Genomic DNA, 26720 nt, shown 5'->3' on the forward strand with positions numbered 1-26720 from the left:
ATGCTCTGTCCTGTGCTATACTGATTAATTTTATTAAAATTAAAGAAATACTTTGAAGTATATTTATATCAGAAGATAAAACTCATTTTAAAAGACAGCACAGTACAGGATGTAATATATCATTTACAAAATTACATTGTTCTGCAAAATATGTTTAATGAATTTTAAAGCCTTTATTTGTTTGTTTATAATATTGCTTTCTCTTGAAGCATTGCAGTCACAAGAGAGCAATCCAAATATTCTGGTGTTTTCAAAAACGGAAGGGCATTATCATAAATCTATTCCAACTGGTATTGATTTTATGACTGAATTAGCACAAAGGAATAATTGGAATATTTCATTTTCTAAAGATTCAAATAACTTTAAAGCTGAAAACTTGAAGCAATATAATGTCCTTGTGTTTTTAAACACTTCAGGAGACCTATTTGACGAGAATCAAAAAAAAGCATTGAAAAAGTATATGGCCAATGGTAATGGTTTTGTTGGAATCCATGCTGCATCTAATACCGAAATGGAATGGCCGTGGTTCACAGAAATGATTGGAGCTACTTTTAGAGATCATCCCAAAGTTCAAAATGCAACATTGCATATTGATAAAACAAGTGAGCATCCAGCAATAAATCATTTAAGTGATACGGAAGTTTTTAAGGACGAATGGTATAATTTTTTAAAACCTGTAGCTAAACATGTTAATGTTTTAGCATCATTAGATGAAGATTCTTACCAAGGCAAAAAAATGAATACCAAAAACCATCCAATTACTTGGTATCACCATTATGATGGAGGTAGAGTATTTTACACAGGAATGGGACATACTAACGAGATTTATCAAGATACAAGATTTGAAAAATTAATTAAAGGTGCGATACTTTGGGCAGCAGATGTAGAGCAGGTAAAAAAGCCTTCTTCTAAAAAATGGACCAATCTTTTTGAAGGAGACCCAAATAAAAATTGGGATGTCTTTATAGGTGCACCTCATGCTACAGTTAAAGGTGTGGATAATGTAGATCCAAAAAGTGATGGTAAAAATGCTGAACCTCTAGGTCTAAACAACGACCCAAAAAACGTATTCACCTTTAAAGATGAAAATGGAGAAACCGTACTTCATATTTCAGGAGAAATATATGGAGCCTTAATTTCAAAACAAGCCTATGAAAATTACCATTTAATAGTACAGTTTAAATGGGGAGAAAAAGTTTGGGAACCCAGATTATTAAGAAAAAGGGATAGTGGAATTTTATATCACTCTCATGGCTCTAGTACTGCCTTTTGGAATGTATGGATGGCGTCGCAAGAATTTCAAGTTCAAGAAACAGATGTAGGAGATTACTATGGTTTAGTGGATGTGTTAATAGATATTCCGTCAGATAAAAAAGAGGGAGAAAAAGAATTTAGGTATTCAAAAAATAGTAATTTAAAGGCTTATTCGGCTTTACAACGTATTCCGCCAAACCATTGCAACAAGGGTTTTGACAATGAAAACGACCATGGCAAATGGAATACGCTCGAATTAATTTGTTATGAAGGAACAAGTTTACATATTGTTAACGGAAAAGTAGTGATGGCTTTGTATAATTCAGAATATAAAAATGCAGAAAACGAGATAGTTCCACTTACAAAAGGTCGTATTCAAATACAATCTGAAGCTGCAGAAGTGTATTATAAAAATGCTCAAATAAAATCTATAAATCGTATTCCCAAAACGTTTAAAAAGCAATTAAAATAAAATTAAGAGTTAGTCTATAAATGAATTATTACTTAGGATTAGACATTGGAAGTTCATCAATCAAAGCTGCTTTAGTAGAAGTTGACTCAGGTAAAAGTTTAGGTGTTGTACAAGAACCCGAAAAAGAAATGAGCATGCTTGCTCTAAAAAATGGCTGGGCAGAGCAAGACCCAAACGATTGGTGGCAACATATATGTACTGCAATTAAGCGATTGAAAAAGGAATTTAATGTTAGCAGAACACAAATAAAAGGCATCGGCATATCGTATCAAATGCATGGACTTGTTTTAATTGATAAAGCAGGTAGTCCATTACGTAAAAGTATTATTTGGTGCGATAGTAGAGCTGTCGACATTGGAAACAAAGCTTTTGATAACATTGGTGAAGACAAATGTTCTTCTCGCTTATTAAACTCACCAGCAAATTTTACGGCTTCAAAATTAAAATGGGTAAAGGATAATGAGCCAAATATTTACAAAAGCATTTATAAATTTCTTTTACCTGGTGACTATATTGCTTATAAGTTTTCAAATAAAGTAAATACAACTATATCTGGATTATCAGAAGGTATTTTCTGGGATTTTCAAAATAATAGTGTAGCAGATTTTCTATTGGAATATTACGGTTTTGATACAGAACTTATTCCGGAGATAGTTGAAACTTTTGGCGTTCAATCACTAGTAGATGAAAAAGGAGAAGCTGAAAGTGGATTAGCAGCAGGTACACCCATTTACTATAGAGCAGGTGATCAACCTAATAATGCATTATCCTTAAATGTTTTTAATCCAGGAGAAGTAGCTGCTACAGGAGGAACATCTGGTGTTTTTTATGCCGTTACTGATAGCTTGTCTGTAAAAGAAAGTGCGCGAGTAAACAACTTTGCACATGTTAATTATAAAAAAGGACACGACGCAAGAATAGGTAAATTGTTGTGTATAAACGGAGCTGGTATTCAATACCGTTGGTTATTAAATAACTTAGCAGTGAGTTCGTATGAAGAGATGAATACTTTGGCTTCAGAAATTCCAGTAGGTTCAGATGGAGTGTGTGTAATTCCTTTTGGAAATGGAGCAGAGCGCATGCTCAATAACGAGGAAATTGGGACACGCATTGTAAACATGAATTTAAATAACCATCATAAGGGTCACATGTGTAGAGCGGCTCTCGAAGGGATAGCCTTTTCATTTGTATATGGTATGGAAATTATGAAATCAGATGGCATAATACCAAGTGTCATACGTGCTGGAAATGACAATTTATTCCGTTCAGAAATATTTGCAAATACTGTGGCAACTTTAATAAATCAAGACATAGAAATTTACAATACAACAGGTGCTATTGGAGCAGCACGAGCGGCCAATTTACATAAAGGCGATTTTGAAGCTTTCGGTAAAGTGATTATGGATAACGACCACGTAACTACATTTACGCCTCTTAAAGATAAAAAGCCCTATTTAGAAGCTTACAATAATTGGAAAAAAGAATTAGAACTCGTATTAAATAAAGTATAACACAAAATAAATCATAATGGCAATTATAGGAAACAAAGAATATTATAAAGGAATCGGCGAAATAAAATTTGAAGGCAAAGTATCCGACAATCCTTTGGCATTTAAATATTATAATCCAGAGCAAATTGTTGCTGGTAAAACCATGAGCGAGCATTTCAAATTTGCTATAGCGTACTGGCATACCTTCTGTGGTCAAGGTAGTGATCCATTTGGTCCAGGAACACAAAACTTTCCTTGGGATCAATCTTCAGATCCACTTCAGGCTGCTAAGGATAAGGCTGATGCGGCATTTGAATTTATTAGCAAAATGGGATTCGATTATTTCTGTTTTCATGATTACGATTTAATTCAGGAAGGAGCAACATTTGCAGAATCTGAAGAAAGACTATCTGTAATTACAGATTACATAAAAGAAAAACAAGAAGCATCTGGGATAAAACTATTATGGGGAACGGCCAACTGTTTTTCTAACCCTCGCTATATGAATGGAGCTTCAACCAATCCAGACTTTGATGTGGTGGCAAGAGCAGGAGGACAAATTAAATTAGCTTTAGATGCGACCATAAAATTAGGAGGTGAAAATTACGTGTTCTGGGGAGGAAGAGAAGGCTACATGTCTTTATTAAATACTGATATGGGGCGCGAATTAGACCATATGGGACAGTTTTTAGCAATGGCAAGGGATTATGCACGTTCTCAAGGATTTAAAGGTAATTTCTTTATAGAACCAAAGCCAATGGAGCCAATGAAACATCAGTACGATTTTGATTGTGCAACTGCCATTGGGTTTTTAAACAAGTATGGTTTAGAAAACGATTTTAAAATGAATATTGAAGTCAATCACGCCACTTTAGCGCAGCATACCTTCCAACACGAATTGGAAGTTGCAGCTAATGAAGGTATGCTTGGAAGCCTTGATGCCAATAGAGGTGATTATCAAAATGGTTGGGATACAGATCAATTTCCAAATAACATACAAGAAACAACGGAAGCCATGTTGGTTTTCTTAAAAGCTGGCGGATTACAAGGAGGAGGAATTAATTTTGATGCTAAAATCAGGAGAAATTCAACAGATATAGAAGATGTATTTCATGCGCATATTGGTGGTGCTGATACCTTTGCAAGAGCTCTACTTATTGCAGATAAAATAATAACCTCTTCACCTTATGAAAAATTAAGAACAGAACGTTATGCTTCTTTTGATTCTGGAAAAGGAAAAGATTTTGAAGATGGTAAATTAGCACTACAGGATTTATACAAGATTGCTCAAAATAATGGCGAGTTATCATTAAAAAGTGGTAAGCAAGAATTATTTGAAAATATAATTAATCAATACATATAAAAATCCACTAACTAAACTAACTATGGGAACATCTAAAAAATCAGGTTATCTATTAAAATTAACATTAGTAGCAACTTTGGGAGGACTATTGTTTGGGTATGATACAGGCGTAATTTCAGGGACTGTTGGTGCTTTAGATAGTTTCTTTGTAATACCAAAAGGGTTATCAGAAAATGCTGCAAATGCCTTTAAAGGCTTCTTGGTATCGAGTGCCTTAATTGGTTGTATTATTGGAGGTGCATTAAGTGGATTAGTTAGTAAAAAACTAGGTCGTAAAAAAGGATTGATACTAGCAGGTATTCTATTTCTTATTTCTGCACTAGGGTCATCAATGCCAGAACTATTTTTTAGACCAATTGGAGAACTAGATCATACGTTTTCTACAATTTTTATAATTTATAGAATTTTAGGTGGTATTGGTGTAGGTTTAGCTTCCATGTTATCACCGTTATACATAGCTGAAATTGCACCAGCCAAAATTAGGGGGCGACTTGTTTCTTATAACCAATTAGCCATTATTGGTGGTTTCATGGTGGTTTATTTTGTAAACTATTTTATTTCTAGAGGTGGAGGTTCAGACGCATGGTTAAATGAAGTCGGATGGAGATGGATGTTTGCTTCAGAAATTATACCCGTTGGTATATTTTTAGGTTTACTATTCACTGTTCCTGATACACCAAGGTCTTTAATGCTTCGAGGTAAAGAAGAAGAAGCATTGCAGGTATTAACTGATATTAACGGTGAGGAAGAAGCTGCTTCAATTTTGAATGAAATTAAAAGTAGTGTTGTACAAAACTCAGGGAAGTTACTATCCTTTGGGTGGTTAATCATAATAATAGGTGTTGTACTCTCAATCTTTCAACAATTTGTGGGTATTAATGTGGTTTTATACTATGCACCAGAAATATTTAAAAAGATGGATATGAGTACAAATGCATCTTTACTTTTTACAATTATTGTTGGTATAGCTAATTTCTTATTCACAATAATTGCAATTAAAACTGTAGACAAATACGGAAGAAAACCACTTATGATAATTGGAGCTTTAGGAATGTCTATTGCTATGTTTGCTTTAGGCTTTGTGTTTTTCTCAGAAGCAACAGGTTATTTGGCTTTAGGTTGTATGATGCTTTATGTGGCAAGTTTTGCATTAAGTTGGGGACCAGTAACATGGGTTTTGTTATCTGAAATATTTCCGAATAAAATAAGAGGTAAGGCTATGGCAATAGCTGTTGCTGCACAATGGATTGCTAACTATTTTGTATCATTAACATTCCCAATGATGGATGATAATAGCTATTTAACTGAGCAGTTTAATCATGGATTTGCCTATTGGATTTATGGTATCATGTCATTATTAGCATTGATTTTTGTTTGGAAATTAGTACCTGAAACGAAGGGAAAAACCTTAGAAGAGATGGAAGGACTCTGGGAGAAATAGAAATAAGATGATAAATTATTCAAATGAAATAAATCTATTTTAAATTAACTTTTATAATAGTTTGAGTAAGAATTGTAGAAACTTATCCAAGCAATCAAAGAAATCTAAAACATAAATATGTTAAATTAACCAGAATCTATATAAAAATTACACTTGGCAGTATAGTACAGGATACTGATAAATTATCTTATTCATAATATTGTTAACATATCATTATGATTTGGCTTTTACACCTTAAATTTAATTATTTTGATAAATTTATTACTAACTATATGTTGAAACTTAAACTGAATATGAGACAAAAATTAAAAAAACAATTTCCTGTTTCTGGGTTAGCATTACTACTAGCAATAGTGTTTTCAAGTTTTACGACAATTAATCTAGAAGCTCAAAATACGGTTTCTGGTGTTGTAAAGGATGCTAGTGGAATGCCCATACCAGGTGTAAGTGTAGTACAAAAAGGAACTACCTCAGGTACATATACAGATTTTGATGGAAACTATACCATTGAATTAACCTTAGGTGATGAAATTTTACTGTTTTCTTATGTAGGTTTTAAAACACAAGAAATTCAAATTAATGGCAAAACAACCATCAATGTAACCTTAGAAGAGGATGTGGCAAGTTTAGATGAAGTAGTTATTATTGGTTATGGTACCCAGAAAAAAGAGAGTGTGGTAGCTGCTATTACCCAGATAAAAGGTAAGGAATTGATGGAAAGGACAATGGGTACAGTTAATGTTGAACAAGCACTACAGGGAAATTTGCCAGGTGTTACTGCTATACAAGGTAGTGGTACTCCAGGGGAAGATAATATAAGGATTTTTATTCGTGGTAGAAGTTCATGGAATGGTAATGGTGACCCTCTTGTTCTTGTCGATGGTGTTAAGAGGTCAATGAGCGATATAGATATGAACGATATCGAAAATTTATCAGTACTTAAAGATGCTTCTGCTACAGCGGTATTTGGTGTAGAAGGCGCTAATGGAGTAATTTTAATTACTACTAAGCGAGGTCAAACAGGAAAAGCGCAACTTGCATTAACTTTTAATACAACCATTAAAACTGTTTCTCAATTACCAAATAAATTAGATTCTTATGATGCTTTGTTAGAAGCAAATAGTGCGATTTTAAGAGGAATAGCTCAATCTCCCAATACATGGGCTAATTATACACCACTAGATATTGTAGAAAGGTACCGTAATCCTCGCAGCTTAGAAGAAAGTTATATTTATCCTAATGTTGATTGGGAAGATGAATTACTGAAAGATTATGCACAAGATTATAGAGTGAACTTGTCTGTTCGTGGTGGAAATAAAACGGCCAAATATTTTGGTAGTTTGGCTTTTCAAACACAAGAAGATATTTTTGACGGAGGAAGATACGATAATGGAAGAGAATATTTAGGTGAGTATCGATATGATAGATTTAATTTTAGAAGTAATATCGATTTCAATATTACAAAAACGACGGAGTTATCTGTTAATTTAGCTGGTTTTTATGGTATTAGAGAGACTCCTGGTAACTTAGGTAATGTAACTAATGGGCTTTACTTAATAGCGCCAAGTCTTTATACTCCAGTATATCCAGATGGGTTGTATGGACATCCTTTTAGCTATTTTAATGTATACAATAACCCTTTTGTTACTTTATCGGCTAGTGGTTATAGTCAATTTAGAACCTTTCAAGTCAATACTGATTTTATACTAAAACAAAATTTAGACGCTATAACAGAAGGTTTGTCGTTTCAAGGACGATTTTCTCTAGATAATACGCAAAGAAGTAGTCAAAGGTTAACAGATAGAGGTTTATCAGGTGTAATTTTTAGGGTTTATGATGGTGATATTGAGGAAATACAACTTCCAACTCCACCGGGCAATTCGAATCCGCGATTTGATTATCAACCACCATGGGCATTAGGAAATTCGCAAGTAGACGATAGCACACGAAGGCGAAGAATGGTTTATGATGTTTCATTAAATTACAATAGAACCTTTGATGAAAAGCACAACGTAACGGGTCTATTTTTAGTGAGAAGACAGGAGGCTGCAAGGGGTACTGGGATTTTCGCTTTTCCGACATACCGCGAAGACTGGGTAGGAAGGGTGCAATATAACTATGACTCTAGATATTTCTTAGATATTAATGGTGCTTACAATGGTTCTGAACAATTTGGCCCAGGATTTCGTTTTGACTTATTTCCTTCTGTAGCAGCGGGTTGGACAGTTACAAACGAAGCCTTTATGGAAAATGTAGATTGGTTAAATTTACTTAAATTTAGAGGATCTTATGGCCTTATTGGTGATGATACTTTTATCACCCTTGATGACGCAGCAAGATGGACTTATATAACGCAATGGTCGTCTGGTGATTCTGCATTTCTAGTGCCAAGTGATTATGACGGAAATTCGCCCTACACATTTTACAGAGAAACGCTCGTTGGAAATCCAAATCTACAATGGGAAACAGCTGTTAAATATAATATAGGTGCTGAGTTTAATTTATTTAATGGTTTGTTAAGTGGAGAGGTAGATTATTTTGCAGAGGATCGTGATAATATCGTAATTGCTAATAGCCAAACTACACCAGATTTTGTAGGAGCAACTCCACCGTATGTTAATAGAGGTGTTGTTGAGGTAAGGGGTTATGAGATTGTTCTTAGTTCCAGACATACTTTTGATAACGGTTTAACACTAACTGGTGATTTTAATTTTACGGAAGCTATAGATAAGGTGATTGTAAGAGATGATCCAGAATTACGAGCGGCTTATCTTAATGATGCAGGTTTTAATATTGGTCAAGGAAGTACAGGTATTCCTGGGGGTATATTGACGAATTGGGACGATATCTATAGTTCAACACCGCTAAATGAAAATCAAAGTGATGTACGTCCTGGTTATTATAATCTTGTAGATTTTGATGGGGATGGTATTTATAACTCTAATTTTGACAATGCACCTTTCGGTTTTCCAAATCAACCTCAAAGAACATGGGGCCTTACTTTAGGCGCACGATACAAAGGTTTTAATGTTTCAGCACAATTATATGGAACTCAAAATGCGTCTAGATTATTCAGTAACCAAACTTTTGGTAATTCAACACCCTTAATCTTTGAGCAAGATTTAGATTATTGGACCGTAAATACGCCTAATAATACAGATACTCAGCCATCTTTTGGTGTACCAGCTGCAAATAACCCTAGAGATAATTGGTTAGATGCTTCTCTAACAAGGCTTAGAGCAGTTACTCTATCATATGATATACCAAAAGAGACCTGTGAAAAACTTGGTCTTAAGAAACTTCAGTTTTTTGCAAACGGAAATAACCTGTTTTTATGGTCTAATTTACCCGATGATAGAGAGTTTAATACTTCAGGGGAAACACAGTCAAGAGGAGATTACCCTACCTTAAAGACATTTAACTTTGGTTTTAATATGAATTTTTAAAAAAAAGAAATTATGAAAAGTTATAAAGTAAAAATATTAATAATCTTGGGATTAGTATTCCCGTTTTCATGCGAGGATTATTTAGACGTTTCGCCAGATGCAGTCATAGACGAAGAGGTGATTTTTTCTACCTTTAATAACGCGCAAGGTTTTGTTGAAGAAATGTATGCCTTAGTGGTATCTTATGAACAGCAAACGCATACCTTTCAAGATTTTCTTTTGGGAGATGACGGATTTGTAGACAGGCCTACAAAAGCAAGTGGTGATATCGATGCAGGAAGATTCACTGATGTAATAAGAGATAATTTTTGTTATTTAAACAACCACTATAATGCTGATTATGGATCTACAGGGACTAACTCTGCTAATGTCGCAAATACTAATGCTTTTAATCAACAAAGGCCAGGATTATATGATGGTAGCTTACGTGGTATTCGTAAAGCTAATATTGTAATTAGAAATGTAGAAAGTGCTGAGAATGGAGGGAGAGATTTAATGGTAAATGCAACGCAGGCAGAGAAAGATGTTATTCTTGGACAAGCTTATTTTTTCAGAGCATTTTTCCATAACGAGGTTATGAAATTCTGGGGGCGCTATCCATACATCGATAGAGTTATAATAGATGATTTTAGAATACCACGTCCAGAGACGTACAAAGAAGTTGCTTTACTAGCTAATGAAGACTACATAAAAGCCGTTGCATTATTACCTGTAAATTGGGACCTCGAACCTTATGGACAACTAACACAAGGCGAAAATAGAGGTAGGCTTACTAAAGGTACGGCATATGCTTTTCAAGGTAAGAACTTACTTTTAGCAGCAAGTCCATTAATGAAAGGTAACAATGTAAGTATAAATCCATATGACTATGATACAGAGTTGTGTGATATGGCTGTAGAAGCTTTTTCAGGAATTCTTCAATTAGCCGATCAGGGGCGTTATGCATTAGCTTCTTGGGAAAACTACGATGAAGTATTTTGGAAATCACCAGCACCTGGTGTGTGGCCAGGAAGTACAGAATTTATATTTTCTGCAACTGGCGGTAGTCAAGGACAAGCTACAAGATTTATGGCATCAGGAGTAAATAGGGCGATCCATACCACTTCTGCTGGATTTGAAGTAATTAGCCCTACCCATAATTTTATTCATAACAATTTTGGTATGGCTAATGGATTATCTATTGAAGATGATCTTAGTGGTAATTTTGGAACACCAACTTACGACCCGACTCAGCCTTTTGCAAATCGTGATCCACGTTTTTATAGATGGCATATTATTGATGGACAAGTTATAGATCCAGGAGCTGAGGATCCAAATCATGTAGCTGCTCAACTTTGGTTTGAAAATGCTAGTCAAAAAGGTTTTCACCGTAGTACTGGTGCTGAAAACATCAAAATAGTAAATAATACAGGGTATATGTGGACAAAATTTTACCCTAAAATTGATGGTAAGTATCATAGTAGATGGAATCCTATTATAAATCAATACACAGGAGTAAGAATGCATATGAGACTTACAGATGTTTATTTAATGTATGCAGAAGCATTACATGCTTCAATGGGTGCAACGGCTATACCTAGTTCTTTTGGCTTATCGGCAGAGGGCGCTATTAATTTATTACGTAACAGAGCTGGTATTCCTAATGTAAATCCTGCTATAGTTGGAGACAACAACAAGTTTATGGATGAATTAAGAAGAGAAAGATCGGTTGAGTTAAGTTATGAGGCACACCGATGGGTTGATATTAGACGATGGGGATTAGCCCATTTAGATAAATATAGAAGAAAATTAGCCTTAGATTTTCCCCAAGACCAAAGTAATTTCACAGAAACACTTCTAGTAGATAGAATTTGTGAGTTCCCAAAGCATTATTGGTTACCATTTCCAGTTGAGCAAACACTAATTTACGAAGGCTTCACTCAAAACCCAGGATGGTAGAAGTAGTCCTTTACAAAATTTGTTTTAATTAATATAAAGAAAAAAATGAAGATTGATAAATTATCTAGGTTGGTTACTTTATTATGCATAACGCTGTTTTGCACATACAATGTTGCAATGGCTCAAACAAATGATAAACAGGTAATAGCAACTGTGGTTGATGAGCAAGGTAACCCCATAGAAGGAGTTGCCGTCTCAGGATCTAGTGGAAATAAGACATCTTCGGATGTTAATGGACAGTTTAAATTTACATTACTAGATGATGAGTCTGTTGTACTTGAAAAAAAGGGATATACATCAGCTATTATTACTTTGTCTGATTTAACTGGTAATATTATCATGACAAAATCGCCTTTCCTCGCTTCGGAAGATGACGAAATAAAGATGGGAGTTGCCACTAAATACAGACGTAATATTGTTGGTGCAGTATCCTCAATTAACACAAAAGATCGATTGACCTATGACAATACCCAACGGGTTAGAGATTATATTAACGGACTTCAGTTAGGAGTTAGAGGTTCTGATAATATTAGAGGTATAGGAGGTGTAGGTGATGCTGTTTTTGTTATTGATGGTGTTATTGGTCGTGACCCTAATATTTTAAATATGGAAGAGGTTGAGCAAATAACGGTACTTAAAGATGCTAATTCTGTTGCTTTATATGGTAGTCAAGGAAGAAATGGAGTTATTGTTATTAATACCAAACGTGGAAAAGCTAATAAAAAAGAAGTCAACGTAAATATTCTCTCTGGTATTAGAACACCTATCTCTTTACCTAATTATTTAGGTTCAGCGGCATATATGACACTTTTTAATGAAGCCAGGAATAATGATGGGTTCGATAATTTTTTTGATCCAGCACTCATCCAAGAATTTAGAACAAGTTCTAACATATACAAATATCCTGATGTAGACTTATATTCTAGTGAATATGTTCAACGTTTAGTCAATTTTACAAATGTTATAACTGAGTTTTCTGGTGGTAATGATAAAAATCAATACTATGTTAACGTGGGATGGAATCGTGAGGGAGCATGGGTAGATATTAATGAAGATATAAATGCAGGTACTAACCGTTTTAATGTAAGAGGTAATCTAGATTTTAAAATAAACGATTGGATAACAAGCAGTCTTGATGGAATTGCTGTTATAAGCACAACTAGAGGGTCTAGAGCCGATTTATTAAGCGCCGGTACTTCTTTAAGACCAAACGCTTATGCTCCATTGATACCTATTGATTTAATAGACACTAGCAACCCTACACTTGCAGCGCAATTACAAGTAGCAAACACCTTTGATGGATTTCTTTTAGGGTCAACTCAGCAGTTTGGGTCAGATGCACCCATAGCTTTAGCTATTGCAGGTGGTTATCGAGACACCGTGTTTCGTTCTACGCAGTTTAACAACACAATCAATTTTGATTTAGATAGGATAGCAAAAGGCTTATCAGCTAAAACCTATGTGAGTTTTGATTTTTTTGATTCTTACAATTTATCTATTGAGAACCAATTTAAAACCTATGAACCAATTTGGGAGGGTGATATCATAACAGGTCTTAATGTATTTGGTGAAGATTTAAAAGATCAAAGAGAGAATACCACAACCAATGGTTTTTTATCTCGATTTGGTCTTTACGGACTCATAAACTATGATACTACCTTAGCTACGGACCATTCTTTAAATACTACGTTATTAGGTTTTTATAATTCGCAAAGGAGAAGTGATGTTATTCAAACAGATGTTGATGCGCACGTAGGCTTTCAAATGGCTTATGATTATAAAAAGAAACTATTTTTTGATTTTACAGGTACCTATGTTAATTCAATAAAACTACCTAAAGGAAATAGAGGAGCATTTTCGCCAACTGCTGGTATAGCTTACATTATAAGTGAAGAATCTTTTTTGAAGAACAGTAATTTTATTAATTACCTCAAGTTAAAAGCTTCTGGTGGTATTTTAAAATCAGATCGAGGTATTACAGCGCTTAATTCTGGTGGTACTGTTGATGATGATTCTAGCGCTTACTATTTATATGATGTAAACTATGCTTTTGGTAGCAATGTTGGTTGGGCTGATGGTAATACTAATAGAAGAATAGATATTTCACAAGGAGAAAATCTTGATTTAACATTTGAAGAACGTGTAGACTTAAATTTAGGTTTTGAAACGTATGTAATGAATTCGCTTTGGATAGAAGCTAATTATTTTAGAACAGAATTAGACAAACAAATAACATTCATACAAGATCAATTCCCGTCTTTTTATGATATATTCAGACCGTATAATAATTTCAATAAGAATTTATACACTGGTTTTGAAATCGGTATGAATTTCAATAAAACTTATAAAGATTTGTCAATTACTTTAGGTGCAAATGTGCTATATAGTCAAACTGAAAGAGCTATAAGATCTGAAGTATTTACTGAAGATTATCTTCAAACACAAGGAAGAGAGATTTCTACAATTTTTGGATTAGTTGATCAAGGATTTTATGGAGAAGCAGATTTTGATACAAATGGTAACTTAAATACAGGTTTACCAGTTCCTCAATTTGGCAACGTTCAACCAGGAGATATAAAATATCAGGATCTTAATGGGGATAATATTATAGATAATGATGATAGAAGAGCAATCGGACAATCCAGCAATCCATGGACTTATGCGCTAAATCTAAACTTAAATTATAAAAGGTTCAACCTTTTTGTTTTGGGTGTAGGTCAATCAGGAGCTCAGGGTAATAAGTTAAATAGTAGTTTTAACGAATATTATTCAGTTGACGGAAATGATAAATACTCAGAAGTTGTTTTAGGACGATGGACCCCAGAAACAGCAAGTACGGCAACCTTTCCAAGGTTATCATCGCAAACAAATCAAAATAATTTCAGACAATCTACATTTTGGTTGTTTGACACGAGTTACTTTAGCATTAACCGTGCGCAGTTAACATATGAGTTTGATGATACTTTTTATAAAGAATTAGGTATAGAGGATTTTAGTGTAAATCTTTCTGGAACTAATTTGTTTGAAATAGGTAAAAATAGAGATGTTCGACAGTTAAGGATAGGTGGAACACCACTAGCTAGAACGTTTACTTTAGGTATTAGAGCATCATTTTAATATGAATAAGAAAATTAAGACAAATACAATGAAGAATTTAATAAAGTATATATTAATTGTGTCTGTATTTACTGGCATGATTGCCTGTGATACCTTAGAGCCTATTGAAGAAAATAGATTGGATTTTGATTTTATTCTCTCGGATCCAAATGCAGCAGAAGGAGTATTGTTAAATGGATATACAGGCTTAGTTAACCAATATTCATTTTCTGAAGTAGCTACAGATGATGCTGTTAATAATATTTTAGATAACAATTTTAAAAGAATGGCGCTTGGTGAGTTAAATGCGCAATTCAACCCTGCATCCCGTTGGGGTAGTTTTGAACGTGTATTCTGGGTAAACAGATTCTTAGACGTTATTGAAACAGGAGAAACGCAATGGAGCAGAGATACGTTAATTAACACAATGTTCGAAATGCGTATGAAAGGAGAAGCACTGGCTTTAAGAGCATTGCATCATTATTATGTACTTCAAGCACATGCTGGTTCAGGGCAATCTGGAGAACTGCTAGGTATTCCATACTTTACGGAGTTTATTGAAGCAGATGGAAATTTTAATGTACCACGTTTATCATTCGAAGCTTCGGTTCAGGCTATTATGGCAGATTTTGATGAGGCACTTAATTTATTGCCAACAGATTATGGATTAAGTGAAGGACAAGTAGATCCATGGTATTCAGATTTAGAGAATTTTGAGTTTGCAAAATATGGAATAGTAAATGATAACTTTTTTGATTTACGTATTTCAGGGAGAATAGTACGTGCATTAAAAGCACGTTTAGCACTTTTTGCGGCGAGCCCTTCATTCTTAGATAGTCAGAGTTATTACAATATGGCAGCAACTAACGCAGCCCAAATTTTAAATACTATTGGAGGTACTGCTGGTTTAGATCCAACAGGTAATGAGTTTTATATATCAGATGGCAATATTCAGAGTAGTGAATCCCTTTGGCGTGGTTCTATTGGTGGTAATACGTTTAACTTTGAAGCAAGAATATTTCCGCCGTCCATTAACGGAAATGGTGAGATTAATCCAACACATAACTTTGTGATGGCCTTTCCAATGCAAGATGGCTTTCCTGCAACCGCGGCTAATGGTTTTGATCCTCAAAACCCTTATGCCAATAGAGACCCTAGATTAGAAAAATATGTTATTGTTAATGGCGCTTCTTTTGGTGCTGGAGGTGATATAATTAATACTGGTGTTGGTGGAGGAAATGATAGGTTAGACTCTATTCCTGAGCAGTCTACAACTACTGGATATTACCTTAAAAAATTGTTACGTCCAGATGTTCTTATCAATGATAATGGAACTGCTCAAGGTCAAAGTCATGCTAATGTATATTTTAGATATACTGAATTGTTTTTAATATTAGCTGAAGCAGCTAATGAAATCGGTGGTCCAGATAATCAGGTTGATGGTATCACAGCTCGGGATGTGATTGCAGCATTACGTAATAGGGCAGGAATTACGCAACCAGATAATTACTTGGCATCTATTACAACTCAAGAGGAGATGAGAGAGCTAATTAGAAATGAACGTCGAATAGAGCTAAGTTTTGAGGGGCACAGATTCTGGGATATTAGAAGATGGGGATTACCGTTAACTGAACCCGCTAAAGGTTACTTTTTTGATGGAAATAATTATATTGAATTGCCGTCTGTTGAAGTTAGAAATTATCAACCATTTGCTACTTATATGCCTATTCCAAATTCAGAGATTTTAAAATTTTCTGAACTAGAGCAAAATATGGGCTGGTAGTATAAATTTTGTATATTAATAGGAATTAAAAAAATTGACATGAAAATAAAATTGAAATTAATATGTGTAGTCGCTCTTATTTTTAGTGTGATAGCTTGTGAAAATCAGGATAATGATTTTGATGACTTTGGCTCAACTTCAGTATATTTTCCGTTTCAAACTCCCGCAAGAACATTAATTCAGGGTGAGTATGATTTAGGTTTTAACGAAAACGATAATAATGGACGATTTGAAATCGGTGTGGTTATGTCAGGAGTTTTCAATAATGAAATAGACCGAAGAGTACATTTTGAGTTAGCTCCTGAATTAATAGATGCAGCTGCCTTAGGTGTAGACACTGTAAATGTTAAGATTTTACCAGCTTCTTACTATACTATTGAACAGCAAAGTCCAGTAACAATTCCATCAGGTTCTACAGATGGACGTATTCCTGTGCAGCTGTCTGATGCCTTCTTTGACGATCCACTGGCGTTCGCTGAGTTTGAAGATGTGCATTACGTAATTCCTTTAAGAATTACAGATTTTGAAGAACTAGATTCCCTTTTAACAGGGGTTCCTTTAGTTGATAATCCTATTAAAATAAGAGATGAAGACTGGGACCCGTTACCAAAAGATTATACGCTTTTTGGTATTAAATTTATGAACAAATACGACGCTATCTATCTAAGACGTGGTGAGGATGCAGCTGTAGGTTTTAACGAATCGGTTACGGTTTTTGAAAATGGAGATCCCACAGAAACAGTAACGGAGAACATTGATGGCTCTACTGTTTATAGAGCAGAATTTGTAGTACAAGATGAATTACTTCCATTAACAACCGCGGGAAGGAGTGACGTAACTACTACTATCAATGTTAGAAGACCAGGTCTTGCTGCTGTTGTTGAGTTGTCTTTACTATTGACGTTTAATGATAATGAAGAAATTACTGTTTCTAATGCTGATCCTGATAGCAATATTACCGTAACGGGAACAGGAAGCTTTGTACAAGACGGAGATGAATGGGGAGGAGAACCTCGAGACGTAATTTACTTAGATTTTCAATATATAGAGCAAGATATAGAAGTAACTCAGGAATTCTTTTTTGGTTCATTAGTTTCAACAACAACTTCTACATTTGAATTGAATCATCAGGTAAATGATACATTAGTTATTAGAGACAGAGATGTGAGATTCGAAGAGTTTGTAGTTGATTTAACAGTGGACTAACGAGCGGTTTTGTTCTGTGAAGTTTATCAATAGACTATAATTTTAATTTATTAGTTTTAAGAATAAATCAAACCCTTCATTATATAATGGGGGGTTTTTTAATAAAAATAAAAAATAAGCCATATCATACACCAATCAAATTATCTATTACAGTAGTTTCAAAATGGTAAATGGTATTAAGTAAAAATAATTTCAAGTGAAACAATTTAAAACCATTTTATTATCAGCCTTTAGTATTATTATATTATTTTCTTGTAAAGAAAAACAAGAACAAATACCCTGGGCAAATCTTATTACTAATAATTCATTAGAGGGTTGGAGCATTAAAGGCGGCGAAGCAAAATATATAGTTGAAGACGGAGTCGTTATTGGTACAACAGCCGCAAATACACCAAATACGTTTTTAACAACAAATGAAATGTATAGTGATTTCATTTTTGAAATCGATTTTAAGGTCGATTCTACTATGAATTCCGGAATCCAAATACGAAGTAACAGTTTACCTTTTTATAGAGATGGTTTGGTTCACGGTTACCAGATGGAAATAGATCCTTCAAAGCGTGCATGGAGCGGAGGTATTTATGACGAAAAAAGACGCAAATGGCTACATACTCTAGAAAATAATCCAGAAGCGCAAAAAGCCTTTAAACAAAATGAATGGAATCATTACCGCGTTGAAGCTATAGGTGATACGATAAAAACTTGGATTAATAGTGTTCCAGCATCTTATTTAATCGATGACAAAACCGCTAATGGATTTTTTGGCTTACAAGTACACTCTATTGGTAAAAACAAGGACAAACTTGGTAAGCAAGTCATGTGGAAGAATGCTAAGATTTTAACAGAGAATCTTTCTCAATACACTACAGAATCACCTTTAGAACCTATTATAACAAAAAATAACCTCACAGTTAATGAACAAAAATCAGGTTGGCAAATGCTATGGGATGGTAAAACCACTAATGGATGGAGAGGTGCGAAGTTAGATGTATTTCCAGATAAAGGTTGGGTTATTGAAAATGGTGAATTGATTGTCTTATCCTCTGGTGGAGCAGAATCTGCAGCAGGCGGAGATATTGTAACCACTCAAGATTATGCAAATTTCGAACTACTAGTAGACTTTAAACTAACACCAGGAGCAAATAGTGGTATTAAATATTACGTAGATACCGAAATTAATAAAGGACCAGGTTCGTCGATAGGTTTAGAATATCAAATCTTAGATGATGATCTTCATGAAGATGCTAAAAGAGGTTCTCACGAAGGTAGTAGAACAGTGTGTTCTCTATATGACCTAATTCAAGCTGTCCCAGAAAAACCAATTAAACCAATTGGCGAATGGAATACAGCTTACATAAAATCCATTGATAATCATGTGGAGCATTGGATTAACGATGTAAAAGTTTTAGAATACGAGCGAGGAAGCGAGGAATTTTTAAAATTGGTTTCAGAAAGCAAATATGAAAAATGGCCAAATTTTGGATTATTAGATAAAGGACAGATTTTATTACAAGATCACGGTGATAGAGTAGCGTTTAGAAATATTAAAATTAAAGTTCCAAAAGCAAAAAAGAAAAAAAATGGGAAATAACCGTAGAGATTTTATAAAAAGGACAACAGCAGCAGCTATTGGAGTGAGCCTAACAGGTGGTGTTAATGCCATGTCTGCTAAAAGTTACAACAACATTATTGGAGCTAACGACCGCTTAAATGTAGCCATTGCAGGCTTGGGACGACGCTTAAACGCATTTAAATCACCAATAGGATCAAAAGCAAGTAACGTTAAATTAAGTTACTTATGTGATGTAATGGAAAGTCAACGCCTAAAGGCCTTAAAAGGCTTTAGAGAGCATATCGATTACGACCCAAAGTTAGAAAATGACATAAGAAAAGTATTGGATGATAAAAAGGTAGATGTGTTAATTAATGCTACACCAGACCATTGGCATACACCAGGTTCGATTATGGCAATGAAAGCAGGGAAGCATGTATATGTAGAAAAGCCATGCAGTCATAATATGCACGAAAATGAACAACTGGTAAAAGCGGCAAAACATTTTAATAAAGTGGTTCAAATGGGTAATCAGCAACGTTCATCTGGTCATACTATTGAAATCATAAATGAAATTCATAATGGCGTCATAGGTAAACCTTACAAAGCCGTTGCATTTTATAATAATGGAAGAGGTCAATCACCTGTTCAGAAAAAAGCAGCTATACCAGAAGGTTTAGATTGGGATTTATGGCAAGGCCCAGCACCAAGACGAGATTATACCTCTGAAACTTGGAATTATAATTGGCATTGGTATGGTTGGGATTATGGTACAGCCGAAGCAGGTAATAACGGAACACACGAGCTAGATGTAGCACGTTGGGCATTGCAAGTAGATTTTCCACAGCACGTATATGTTGAAGCAGAGAAACGTCATTTTTTAGATGATGGTTGGGAAATGTATGATGACATGGAAGCGACCTTTAAATTCGCAGACAATAAAGTCATTAAATGGGATGGGAAGTCTAGAAATAGCTATAACACCTATGGAGGTGGAAGAGGTACTGTAATTTATGGCACAGCGGGTTCTGTATTTGTAAATAGAGGAAAATATGTTTTGTACGACCGCAGAGGTAAAGTGGTAAAAGAGTTTGATTCGGCATCGAAAGAAGCAGGAAACGCTTTAGGTGGTGGAGGTGATACCTCTACAAAACACGTTCAAAATCTATTTGATACCATTAGAGGTAAGGCAAAATTAACAGCACCAATTGATGATGCTAGTAAAAGTATGGCGATGGTACATTATGCCAATATTGCTTTCAGAATTAAGAATGGATTTGATATAGACGACAAAACTGGTACGATGTATGATAGAGAAGCAATGAAACTCTGGTCTAGAACGTATGAGTCTGGCTGGGAACTAAAATTTTAAAATTTGAAAAGACGTGCGTTTATTAAAAAAACCGCTGCGGCTACGGCAGTAGTAGCTGGATCTTCATACTTGTATGGCAATATATTATCTCATATAAATGCCAATGAAACTATAAATATTGGTGTTATTGGTACTGGAGTTCGCGGAAGTGGACTTATGTCTATTATCAATTCCATAGACAATGTGAATGTGATTGCTGGTTGCGACGTTTTACCCTTTAGACTGGATAAAGGTTTAGCTAAAGCGAATACAAATCCAATAGGCTATTCAGATTACCGAAAATTATTGAATAATAAAGATGTTGACGCTGTTATTGTCGCAGTACCTTTTCATTTACATTCAAAAATTGCATTTGATGTACTTGATGCTGGGAAGCATGTATTTTGCGAAAAGACATTAGCTAAAGGCTATGATGGTGTAACCACATTAGTAAACAAAGCAAACCAATCCAAAAAAATATTTCAAACAGGTCATCAATATCATAGTTCTAGACTTTATACACATGTGGTCGACCTTATCAAAGAAGGGAAAGTGGGCAACATTACAGCGTTTGAATGTCAATGGAACAGACACGGCAATTGGAGACGGCCAGTTCCTGAGTCTAAATATGAAAAAGCTATAAATTGGCGCATGTACCGAGAATTTTCTGGAGGTCTTACGGCCGAATTAGCGTCGCATCAAATCGATTTTGTGAATTGGGTGCTTAATGAAACTCCAAACCAAGTTATGGGTATTGGAGGTGTAGATTATTGGAAAGATGGAAGAGAAACTTATGATAATGTCCATTTAACCTATAGCTATCCAAACGGAGTTAAAGCAAAATTTACATACTTAACCAATAATGCGAAAGATGGTTACCAAATAAAAGTGATTGGAGATAAAGGCACGATAATCATTGATATGAAAAACGCCTGGTTTTATCCTGAAGGTAAAAAGAAGAACAGAGTTCTTGGAGAAGTCGATGGAGTTAGCGGTGCCACCGTTCAATGGGATAAAGAAAAAGGTTACCAAATAAATGTTGAACATCTAAATCCAACAAAACAAGCACTATTAGATTTTAAAGGCGCTATTTTAAATAATAAACAACCCAAATCTGATATAATCACAGGCGCAAAAACTGCGATATGCGTACAAATGGGACTCGATGCCATGTATAATAATGACATTGTAAAATGGAATACTAACCTTATTTAGTAAGAGTATGAAAGGGGTAAGAAATTGTTTTTTTAGTATCTTTTTAATTACAATTTCGCTACAAGCCCAAACAAAAATGCCTTCTTTTTTTGGAGATAACATGGTTTTGCAACAAAAAGAGAATGTAGCCTTTTGGGGTAACGATAGTCCTAATTCAGTAATAACTATTGTTACAAGTTGGGGAAGTAAAGCTGAGGTTATAACTGATAAAAATGGTTATTGGAAAACTAGTGTTAAAACTAAAAAAGGGTCTTTTGTTCCAGAAACGATTTCAGTAAAAGGATCTTCTTCTATTCATTTAAAGAATGTTCTAATTGGCGAAGTTTGGTTTTGCTCTGGACAATCCAATATGGAAATGGCTTTAGGAGGCTTTCGAAAATCTAAGGTATTAAATGCTCAGAAATACATTGACATTGCAGATAATAGAACCATTAGATTATTCAATACACCGAGAACAGCAAGTGTTTTGCCGAGTAATGATGTTAATTCAGAATGGCAAGAGTCTAATAAGGAGTCAGCAAAAAAGTTTAGTGCTATTGGCTATATTTTTGCTGTTGAATTATATGAAAAACTAAATGTGCCCATAGGAATTATTGAATCGTCTTGGGGAGGAACAAGGATAGAAAGTTGGATACCTAAAAATGACTTGCTCAAATATAAAAGCATCAATTTTTTTGATGAACTTCCGAAGGAGCAGAATAAACAAAAAAAACCATCATTTTTGTATAATGGTATGATTCAACCTTTTCAAAACTATACTGTAAAAGGAGTGCTTTGGTATCAAGGTGAATCTAATAGAACTCAGCCAAATTCATATAAAGATTATATGAAGGATTTAATTGATGCTTGGAGAAGACAATGGAAAGATGATAGTCTTCCTTTTTACTTTGTGCAAATAGCACCTTTTGACTATACAAAAAAGAAAAATGGGACTTCAATTAGACCAAACTTAATTAGAGAAGCCCAATCACAAATTACTCAAGAAATAAAAAATACTGGTGTAGTTGTAACTACTGATGCTGGAGACTGTAACGACATTCATCCATCAAAAAAAGAAATCGTAGCAAAGCGACTTTCAAATTTGGCGTTAGCAAAGCAGTATCGTTTTAGAAATTCATCCTACAGGAGTGCTGAATTTAAATCCTTCAAAATTAAAAATGATGAGATAATACTTAAGTTTAAATTTTTCAATAATGATAAATTTATAAGTTCTGAAAATGTAAAAGGATTTTCAATAGCAGGAGCTGACAAGATATTTTATCCAGCTAATATTGAATTTCATAAAAATGGTAAACAGGTAATCTTATCAAGTAAGAAAGTGAGAAAACCTGTAGCTGTAAGATATGGTTTCGAAGCTTGTTTTGAAAGTAACCTCGAAACAAAATCAGGATTACCTATTTCTGTATTCAGAACAGACCAATGGCAACCTTAAACTATCTACTATTTTGCTTATTCCTTTTTCAGGATAGAACAGGATACAAGCCAAATCATAAAAACTTAATTTTAACAATTAGGATAATCTTTATAAGTTATCCAAAATAAGTTATCTATTCAACAAAACAATTAATCCGTTTATACATGTTTAAAAACAGTTATTTATTAGTGCTACTAAGCGTAATGTATGGTTTTAACACAACTTATGCACAGCAAAAGACCAATAGCGAAAAGCCAAATATTATTTTCATTCTTACAGACGACCAACGTTTTGATGCCATCGGTTACGCTGGAAATGAATATGTGGAAACACCAGAAATGGATGATTTAGCAAAATCAGGAACTTATTTTAATACGGCCATAGTAACCACACCAATTTGCGCGGCAAGTAGAGCGAGTATCTTAACAGGTTTACATGAGCGTGCGCACAACTTTAATTTTCAAACTGGTAATGTGCGTGACGAATATATGGATAATTCTTATCCGAGATTGCTAAAGGATAATGGTTATCATACTGGGTTTTATGGTAAATATGGAGTGCGTTACAATGATTTAGATAAGCAATTTGACGAATACGAATCGTACGATAGAAATAATAGATTTAAAGACAGAAGAGGTTATTATTATAAAACTTTAGGTAAAGATACAGTGCACTTAACAAGATACACAGGACAGAAAGCATTAGACTTTATAGATGCCAATGCGTCAAATAAAGAACCGTTTTGTTTATCCTTAAGTTTTAGTGCGCCACATGCTCACGACCCTGCTGAAAAGCAATATTTCTGGCAGTCAGAAATGGATCAAATGTTAGAAAGTACAACAATGCCAGACCCAGAATTAGGTGATGATAAATATTTTGAAGCGCAGCCTGAAATTGTTAAAAAAGGTTTTAACAGATTACGTTGGACATGGAGATACGACAATCCAGATAAATATCAGCATAGTGTAAAAGGGTATTATCGTATGATTTCTGGTGTAGATTTAGAAATCAAAAAGATTAGAGAAAAACTTAAAGCCAAGGGCTTAGATAAGAATACGGTGATCATCGTTATGGGCGACAATGGTTATTTCTTGGGCGAACGTCAAATGGCAGGTAAATGGTTAATGTACGATAATTCCATTCGTGTGCCACTAATTGTCTTCGACCCTAGAGAGAACAGCCATCAAGATGTAAGCGATATGGCATTAAATATAGATGTACCATCTACCATTGTGGACTTAGCAGGAATAAAAACACCAGAATCTTGGCAAGGAAAAAGCCTGATGCCTTTGGTTAAAAAGGAAACCAAAACTATTGGTAGAGATACTATATTGATTGAGCATATTTGGGATTTTGAAAATATTGCACCAAGTGAAGGTGTTAGAACTAAAAAGTGGAAATACTTCAGATATGTCAATGATAAGAGTATCGAAGAGCTTTACGATTTAGAAAAAGACCCACAAGAGATTAAGAATTTAATAGGAAAGAAGAAATATAAAGACGTTGCTAATAATCTTCGAGCTAAGCTAGATGAGTTAATCAAGAAAAATAGCAATGAATTTAGAGCAGCACCTACAGATTTAACTGTGGAGTTAATTAGAGAACCGGGAACAGAAGTAGAAATATTTGACCTAAAACCAGAGTTCGGGTGGACAGTACCTTTGGGTTCTAAATTTCAAGGTGCTTACCAGATTCTTGTTGCTTCAAACAAAATAGATATCGATAATAATAATGGTGATGTTTGGGATAGCGGACGCGTGGCTTCTGCACAATCAACTGATGTTGAATATGGTGGCAATGCCCTAGAAATAGGAAAAACATACTATTGGAAAGTAAGAATTTGGGAACAAGAAAACAGATTGGTAGATTATTCGGAAGCGCAAAAATTTACCACAGGCAAGAGCGATAGCTACATCATTTCAACCGAAAATAAATTTGTAACTACTAAGGTTAGGCCTGCAAAGTTTGCAAAAAAAGGAGATGCTTATACTATTGATTTCGGGAAAGCCGCTTTTGCAACTATGGATTTTAACTATAATGCGAAAACGCCTCATACGCTTACAGTACATGTCGGCGAAATGGTTAATGATGATGGTACTGTAAATAGAACACCACCTAAGAAAAGTAATATTCGTTATCAAGAAATTAAAGTTAATGTAAAACCAGGACAGACAACATATCAAATTCAAGTTCAAACAGACGAACGTAATACCAGACCAAACAAGGCCGTGCCACTACCAGATGGTTTTCCGCCTTTAGTGCCTTTTAGATATGCTGAGGTAGAGGGATCACAAAATAAGCTTAAAGCTGAGGATTTTACACAATTAGCATTTCATACCTATTGGGATGAAGACGCAAGTAGTTTTGTTAGTAATGACGATATCCTTAATCAGGTTTGGGATTTATGTAAGTACTCTATTAAAGCAACAACCTTTAATGGTTTGTATGTCGATGGAGACAGAGAGCGTATTCCTTACGAAGCAGATGCTTATTTAAATCAGTTAAGTCATTATACAACCGATAGGGAATTTGCCATTGGGAGACGCACTATTGAGTATTTTATGAAGAATCCTACATGGCCAACAGAGTGGCAACAACATGTCCCTTTATTGATATATGCCGACTATATGTACACAGGAAGTACAGAACTTATTGAGCGTTATTACGAACCCTTAAAACATAAATCTTTGTTCGAATTGTCTAATGAAGATGGTCTTATAACTTCAACAAAGGTAGATGCCGAATTCATGAAAAAACTTGGATTTCCTGAAGGTTATAAAAAACCGTTAACAGATATCGTAGATTGGCCTGGCGCCAACTTCAATGGCAGTAAAACCAAGGGAGAACGTGATGGTTTCGTATTTAAACCATACAGCACGGTTATTAATGCATTCTTTTATGAGAACATGAAAATTATGGCAGAATTTGCTGAAATTCTTGGTAAAACGCAAGAAGCGTTAGATTTTCAATACAGAGCAGCAAAAGCTAAAAAGGCAGTTAACGAACAAATGTTTGATAAAGAACGTGGTGTTTATGTAGACGGTATCGGTACAGACCATGCGTCGCTTCATGCCAATATGATGCCTTTAGCTTTCGGATTAGTGCCAGAAGAACATTATGAATCTGTAGTAAATTACGTAAAATCAAGAGGATTGGCTTGTAGTGTATACGGAGCACAATTTTTAATGGATGGTTTGTATAATGCAGGAGAAGCCGATTATGCTTTAGATTTATTAACTGATACATCCGATAGAAGTTGGTATAACATGATTAAAATTGGTTCTACCATAACTTTAGAAGCTTGGGATAATAAGTATAAAAACAATCTAGATTGGAATCATGCTTGGGGAGCAGTACCAGCAAATGTAATACCGAGGGGACTTTGGGGAATTAAGCCTAAAACACCAGGTTTTGCTATTGCAACGATTAAACCTCAAATGAGTAAATTAAAAAATAGCGAGATAGAAGTCCCAACTGTAAGAGGTGCTATAAAAGCAAAATACACCTATAATGGCGCAAGACTTCAAACCTATGAAATTGAAATACCAGGAAATATGGTTGCTGAATTTTCTTTAAATGGTCTGGATGGAAAGGACTTAATCCATAATGGTGAAAAAGTACCATCTGCTTTTGAGTCTATAAGATTAGCACCAGGAAAGCATGTCATTCAGCTTAAAATTAATTCGTTTTAATTTCTTA

At 34.6% G+C, this 26720-nt stretch carries 14 protein-coding genes; all 14 read left to right on the forward strand.

Annotation, left to right across the window (positions count from 1 at the left end; translation table 11 throughout):
* Positions 1 to 157: 157 nt before the first annotated feature.
* Complete coding sequence (locus ACFWU4_RS04120) at positions 158 to 1726, forward strand: ThuA domain-containing protein (RefSeq protein WP_411125139.1); 1569 nt, start codon at positions 158 to 160, stop codon at positions 1724 to 1726.
* Between the two features lie 20 nt (positions 1727 to 1746).
* Positions 1747 to 3237, forward strand: coding sequence for a xylulokinase (locus ACFWU4_RS04125; protein WP_411125141.1), 1491 nt, complete (start codon positions 1747 to 1749; stop codon positions 3235 to 3237).
* A gap of 16 nt (positions 3238 to 3253) precedes the next feature.
* On the forward strand, positions 3254 to 4579 hold the full coding sequence (xylA, locus tag ACFWU4_RS04130; protein ID WP_411125143.1) for a xylose isomerase: 1326 nt from the start codon (positions 3254 to 3256) through the stop codon (positions 4577 to 4579).
* Between the two features lie 22 nt (positions 4580 to 4601).
* The gene (gene xylE, locus ACFWU4_RS04135; protein WP_411125145.1) at positions 4602 to 6020 is read left to right on the forward strand and encodes a D-xylose transporter XylE; all 1419 of its coding nucleotides are present in this window, start codon (positions 4602 to 4604) and stop codon (positions 6018 to 6020) included.
* A 293-nt stretch (positions 6021 to 6313) separates the two neighbouring features.
* Positions 6314 to 9466, forward strand: a complete 3153-nt coding sequence (locus tag ACFWU4_RS04140) for a SusC/RagA family TonB-linked outer membrane protein (protein WP_411125147.1) — start codon at positions 6314 to 6316, stop codon at positions 9464 to 9466.
* 12 nt (positions 9467 to 9478) lie between these two features.
* The gene (locus tag ACFWU4_RS04145; RefSeq protein ID WP_411125149.1) at positions 9479 to 11404 is read left to right on the forward strand and encodes a RagB/SusD family nutrient uptake outer membrane protein; all 1926 of its coding nucleotides are present in this window, start codon (positions 9479 to 9481) and stop codon (positions 11402 to 11404) included.
* Between the two features lie 45 nt (positions 11405 to 11449).
* Complete coding sequence (locus tag ACFWU4_RS04150) at positions 11450 to 14521, forward strand: SusC/RagA family TonB-linked outer membrane protein (RefSeq protein WP_411125151.1); 3072 nt, start codon at positions 11450 to 11452, stop codon at positions 14519 to 14521.
* Between the two features lie 28 nt (positions 14522 to 14549).
* The gene (locus ACFWU4_RS04155) at positions 14550 to 16283 is read left to right on the forward strand and encodes a RagB/SusD family nutrient uptake outer membrane protein (protein WP_411125154.1); all 1734 of its coding nucleotides are present in this window, start codon (positions 14550 to 14552) and stop codon (positions 16281 to 16283) included.
* Between the two features lie 39 nt (positions 16284 to 16322).
* On the forward strand, positions 16323 to 17489 hold the full coding sequence (locus ACFWU4_RS04160; protein WP_411125156.1) for a DUF5627 domain-containing protein: 1167 nt from the start codon (positions 16323 to 16325) through the stop codon (positions 17487 to 17489).
* Between the two features lie 196 nt (positions 17490 to 17685).
* Positions 17686 to 19080: a DUF1080 domain-containing protein gene (locus ACFWU4_RS04165; protein WP_411125158.1), complete on the forward strand. Its 1395-nt coding sequence runs from the start codon at positions 17686 to 17688 to the stop codon at positions 19078 to 19080.
* Positions 19070 to 20413: a Gfo/Idh/MocA family protein gene (locus tag ACFWU4_RS04170; protein ID WP_411125160.1), complete on the forward strand. Its 1344-nt coding sequence runs from the start codon at positions 19070 to 19072 to the stop codon at positions 20411 to 20413. The genes ACFWU4_RS04165 and ACFWU4_RS04170 overlap by 11 nt, the downstream gene beginning before the upstream one ends.
* Before the next feature lie 3 nt (positions 20414 to 20416).
* A complete protein-coding gene (locus ACFWU4_RS04175; protein ID WP_411125162.1) occupies positions 20417 to 21607 on the forward strand; it encodes a Gfo/Idh/MocA family protein in 1191 nt (396 codons plus the stop codon).
* Between the two features lie 76 nt (positions 21608 to 21683).
* Positions 21684 to 23039, forward strand: coding sequence for a sialate O-acetylesterase (locus tag ACFWU4_RS04180; protein WP_411125164.1), 1356 nt, complete (start codon positions 21684 to 21686; stop codon positions 23037 to 23039).
* 146 nt (positions 23040 to 23185) lie between these two features.
* Positions 23186 to 26713, forward strand: coding sequence for a sulfatase-like hydrolase/transferase (locus ACFWU4_RS04185; RefSeq protein ID WP_411125166.1), 3528 nt, complete (start codon positions 23186 to 23188; stop codon positions 26711 to 26713).
* Positions 26714 to 26720: the final 7 nt, after the last annotated feature.

The sequence above is a fragment of the Winogradskyella sp. PE311 genome, assembly GCF_046545555.1.
Taxonomy (GTDB): Bacteria; Bacteroidota; Bacteroidia; order Flavobacteriales; family Flavobacteriaceae; genus Winogradskyella.

Excerpts from the sequence above, each read along its gene's own strand:
- ACFWU4_RS04185 (WP_411125166.1), top strand. The coding sequence starts at position 23,186 with ATGTTTAAAAACAGTTATTTATTAGTGCTACTAAGCGTAATGTATGGT.
- ACFWU4_RS04170 (WP_411125160.1), top strand. The coding sequence starts at position 19,070 with ATGGGAAATAACCGTAGAGATTTTATAAAAAGGACAACAGCAGCAGCT.
- ACFWU4_RS04145 (WP_411125149.1), top strand. The coding sequence starts at position 9,479 with ATGAAAAGTTATAAAGTAAAAATATTAATAATCTTGGGATTAGTATTC.
- ACFWU4_RS04125 (WP_411125141.1), top strand. The coding sequence starts at position 1,747 with ATGAATTATTACTTAGGATTAGACATTGGAAGTTCATCAATCAAAGCT.
- ACFWU4_RS04150 (WP_411125151.1), top strand. The coding sequence starts at position 11,450 with ATGAAGATTGATAAATTATCTAGGTTGGTTACTTTATTATGCATAACG.
- ACFWU4_RS04120 (WP_411125139.1), top strand. The coding sequence starts at position 158 with ATGAATTTTAAAGCCTTTATTTGTTTGTTTATAATATTGCTTTCTCTT.
- xylE (WP_411125145.1), top strand. The coding sequence starts at position 4,602 with ATGGGAACATCTAAAAAATCAGGTTATCTATTAAAATTAACATTAGTA.
- ACFWU4_RS04140 (WP_411125147.1), top strand. The coding sequence starts at position 6,314 with ATGAGACAAAAATTAAAAAAACAATTTCCTGTTTCTGGGTTAGCATTA.
- ACFWU4_RS04155 (WP_411125154.1), top strand. The coding sequence starts at position 14,550 with ATGAAGAATTTAATAAAGTATATATTAATTGTGTCTGTATTTACTGGC.
- xylA (WP_411125143.1), top strand. The coding sequence starts at position 3,254 with ATGGCAATTATAGGAAACAAAGAATATTATAAAGGAATCGGCGAAATA.
- ACFWU4_RS04180 (WP_411125164.1), top strand. The coding sequence starts at position 21,684 with ATGCCTTCTTTTTTTGGAGATAACATGGTTTTGCAACAAAAAGAGAAT.
- ACFWU4_RS04160 (WP_411125156.1), top strand. The coding sequence starts at position 16,323 with ATGAAAATAAAATTGAAATTAATATGTGTAGTCGCTCTTATTTTTAGT.